Raw genomic sequence first — 2,827 nt, 5'->3', positions numbered from 1 at the left:
GAACCCAACGGATCCAGGGAATGGTACGAACCCAACAGATCCGGGGAACGGAACGAACCCTACTGATCCGGGGAAGGATACGGATACGGGAGACAACGCGACATCTCTGCCTCAATCTGGGGGTGACTCCTCGTCCGGAGAGAACGATGGAGCGCAATCTCCAAGCGATGAAAACGCTGGAGGAGATTCTACTGTACCAGTGGGGGCAAAGGATGGTAACAAGTTGCCGAATACGGCCACCAATCTCTTCAACTTGGGACTCGCAGGACTCATCGCCTTATGCGCTGGCTGGATTCTCGTGTTCAGAAAAAGAAAAGCTTGATTAACGAAAGAAAGCAAACACAATTTCCTTTGGGAAGGTGTTTGCTTTTTTCTTTTTGCTCGAGGAACGAGACTTTTCGAACAGGATTATGCAGAATGTATTGGATATATTAAACAAATAATGAATGATATAATAATGAGAGTTATATAACAGGAAATTTCTGTGACTTTGAAGGTTTGCAGGGAGTTGTTTTGATGAGAAAAACAATATTAATTATTTCAGCTATAGTTTTTGTTTGCTCAGCTTGTACAATGTTCAATAAGTATGAGGGGTATATGAGGCAGGCCAAAGATTCCATGAGGGAAGAGAAATATGAGGAATCTCTTGAGTATATAAATAGTGCCTTAATAGAGGAACCCACTAGTGAAGATGCAATTGTTTTAAAGGCAATGGCGGAAGAAGCGCTCAAAAAAGAAAAAATTGAAGTTGAAAAAGCTAAGTTTGTTGAAATGACAACTCCAATTTATGAAAGACTATTTACACTAACAAAAGAAATAAATGAGGATGCTTCAAATCTCTCCGTAAGTGATGCTGAAATTTTGCGGCCACAGGTAGAGCAAATACAGGCGGAATTGTCCAGAATGTCTAAGGAGTGGAATGACTCAGAAAGGTATTCCAAGGCATTTCAATCATCTTAATACAGCAGCAGATAATTTAAATCTATGCATAACTGCGATTATAGAGATGAACGAATGATTTTTGAGCCTCAAGTGAACATGAGCCGAATTGACCCTGATTTGAACACCACATGATGGTTTTTCCGTGATAGGATGTAACCATAGATAAAAGCGAGAATGACACGCACGGCTGCATGAATGCGGCATATGACCGGGGCGTACCTCTTCTCGCTTTTTCTATTACCAATTGAAAGACAGGAACCAATTTTTTAGATACTGTGTATCGTTTAGTGCATTATAAGAGTGCTGACACAACTAAGAGGGTGACGACACCAGCAACAATACTTACTAAGGCTGATACAAATAAGAGTGTGATTACTACAGTGATAATACTTGATAATTTTTTCGATTTATTCAACCCTAACGCTCCTGTCATATATCTTTACACTTTCCAGAATAATACAAATAGAGAGTGATATCAAAAGAGTTAGGAAATAATCGAAATCGGGACCACAAATGTGTAAAGAGGCATATATCAGGAGTTATTAATTTTGACTCCAATTTCGGTAGTTCGTTAAAATAATCTTGTTCTTCCTCTCTAGTAACTAAGTACAGATGATTTTAAAGCAAAGAGCGCAGCGTTTTTGCTGCGGCCGGCACGGTCGCCATTCTTTAAAAGCGTAACGTGAATGCCAAAAATCGTTATAAAATCGCTGAAGTGCGTACATAAATCGATAGCAGTCGTTCCTTCCTGGAGCGGCTTTTTCGTATTATCAGGTTAGCCAGAATCTTCTGGTTGGCCTTTTTATGTGGTCGTTTTACGATGGGGGGAGCCGGGAGAACGTAGGGGCTTTAGGGGCAATGATCCCGTAATAAAAACTGTTCTCTCACGACCTCCAAAAGACCATGTTTGAGCTGGTAGGGGCGCTAGACCCCGTATCACACGCGAAGATTTGGAACCATCGTGGAAAAGGCCGGTGAAATCAAGGAGAAGGAGTGAGGAAATGGAACCTGTTGTTGGCGTGGATGTCGCTAAAGGTTCGAGTGTGGTACAGGCATTCCGGAAACGAAACGAGCCATATGGAAAAGCTGTAGACATTGTGCATGGAACGAGTGGATTTGAACAATTCGGGGAAATGCTGGGTAGGCTTCAAGCCGAAACGGGTTTGGCTCCAGTGGTGGTGCTGGAAGCAACGGGGCATTATCACCGTGCATTGGTTTCATATTTGGATCGAAGTGGCTACACCTACTACATGGTGAATCCGTTGCAATCCAAACGAGCCAAAGGGACACAGTTACGCAAAGTCAAAACGGATGCCTGGCATCTGGCTGAGATGTACTACCATGGCGACGTGAAGCCGCACCGAACGTGGAATGAGACGTTTACGGAGTTGCAGCATTTGACAAGGCAGCACGAGTTCGTCACGGGAATCTTTGTGCAGGCGAAGCTGAACAGTAGAGCCTTACTGGAGCAAGTGTTTCCGACATACGAGCAGGTATTCTACAATGTGTTTTCGGCAACGTCATTGACGGTACTGGCCCGTTGTTTAGAGGGAGATGCCGAAGATTGGAACGAAGTCATTCAGGGAAGCGCAGGAAGATCCCACTCCAAACGTTGGGCAAATGAAAAAGCTAGGAAACTGGAGGAAGTGCTGGATCACTGGAACAAAGCTCGGCGTAGTCCGTCTCGTCCATCGCCGATCATACAAAATTGATTCTTGGTGGCGTGAGCTGGAACAAAAATCTATACAAGAAAGTTATAAGTGTAGACGGTAAGACAGCAGCCCGTGAAATTCAGAAGGCGGGCTACGCCACTGATCCAAAGTACGCTGATAAGCTGATCGCAATCATACCATGTCACGGCTCGATCTAAAGCATCCATAATGAT

4 protein-coding genes are annotated in these 2,827 nt (G+C 43.7%); all 4 read left to right on the top strand.

Annotated elements, in window-relative coordinates; all coding sequences use genetic code 11:
• A partial coding sequence (locus J7E85_RS33190; protein ID WP_215164213.1) for an LPXTG cell wall anchor domain-containing protein occupies positions 1-322 on the top strand: 322 nt, incomplete at its 5' end.
• A gap of 194 nt (positions 323-516) precedes the next feature.
• Complete coding sequence (locus tag J7E85_RS33185; protein WP_215164212.1) at positions 517-960, top strand: hypothetical protein; 444 nt, start codon at positions 517-519, stop codon at positions 958-960.
• Between the two features lie 983 nt (positions 961-1,943).
• Positions 1,944-2,654, top strand: coding sequence for an IS110 family transposase (locus J7E85_RS33180; protein ID WP_251036230.1), 711 nt, complete (start codon positions 1,944-1,946; stop codon positions 2,652-2,654).
• A gap of 11 nt (positions 2,655-2,665) precedes the next feature.
• The gene (locus J7E85_RS35035) at positions 2,666-2,812 is read left to right on the top strand and encodes a glucosaminidase domain-containing protein (RefSeq protein WP_353049611.1); all 147 of its coding nucleotides are present in this window, start codon (positions 2,666-2,668) and stop codon (positions 2,810-2,812) included.
• Positions 2,813-2,827 lie beyond the last annotated feature (15 nt).

Source organism: Paenibacillus sp. ISL-20 (genome assembly GCF_018613005.1).
In the GTDB taxonomy this organism is placed as follows: domain Bacteria; phylum Bacillota; class Bacilli; order Paenibacillales; family Paenibacillaceae; genus Paenibacillus_AQ.
Note: the sequence above shows the minus strand (reverse complement) of the source record. Positions and strands in the feature narration are given on the sequence as shown.

What these genes read in the sequence shown, in the direction of transcription:
- J7E85_RS33185 (WP_215164212.1), top strand. Translation starts at nt 517, where the DNA reads ATGAGAAAAACAATATTAATTATTTCAGCTATAGTTTTTGTTTGCTCA.
- J7E85_RS33180 (WP_251036230.1), top strand. Translation starts at nt 1,944, where the DNA reads ATGGAACCTGTTGTTGGCGTGGATGTCGCTAAAGGTTCGAGTGTGGTA.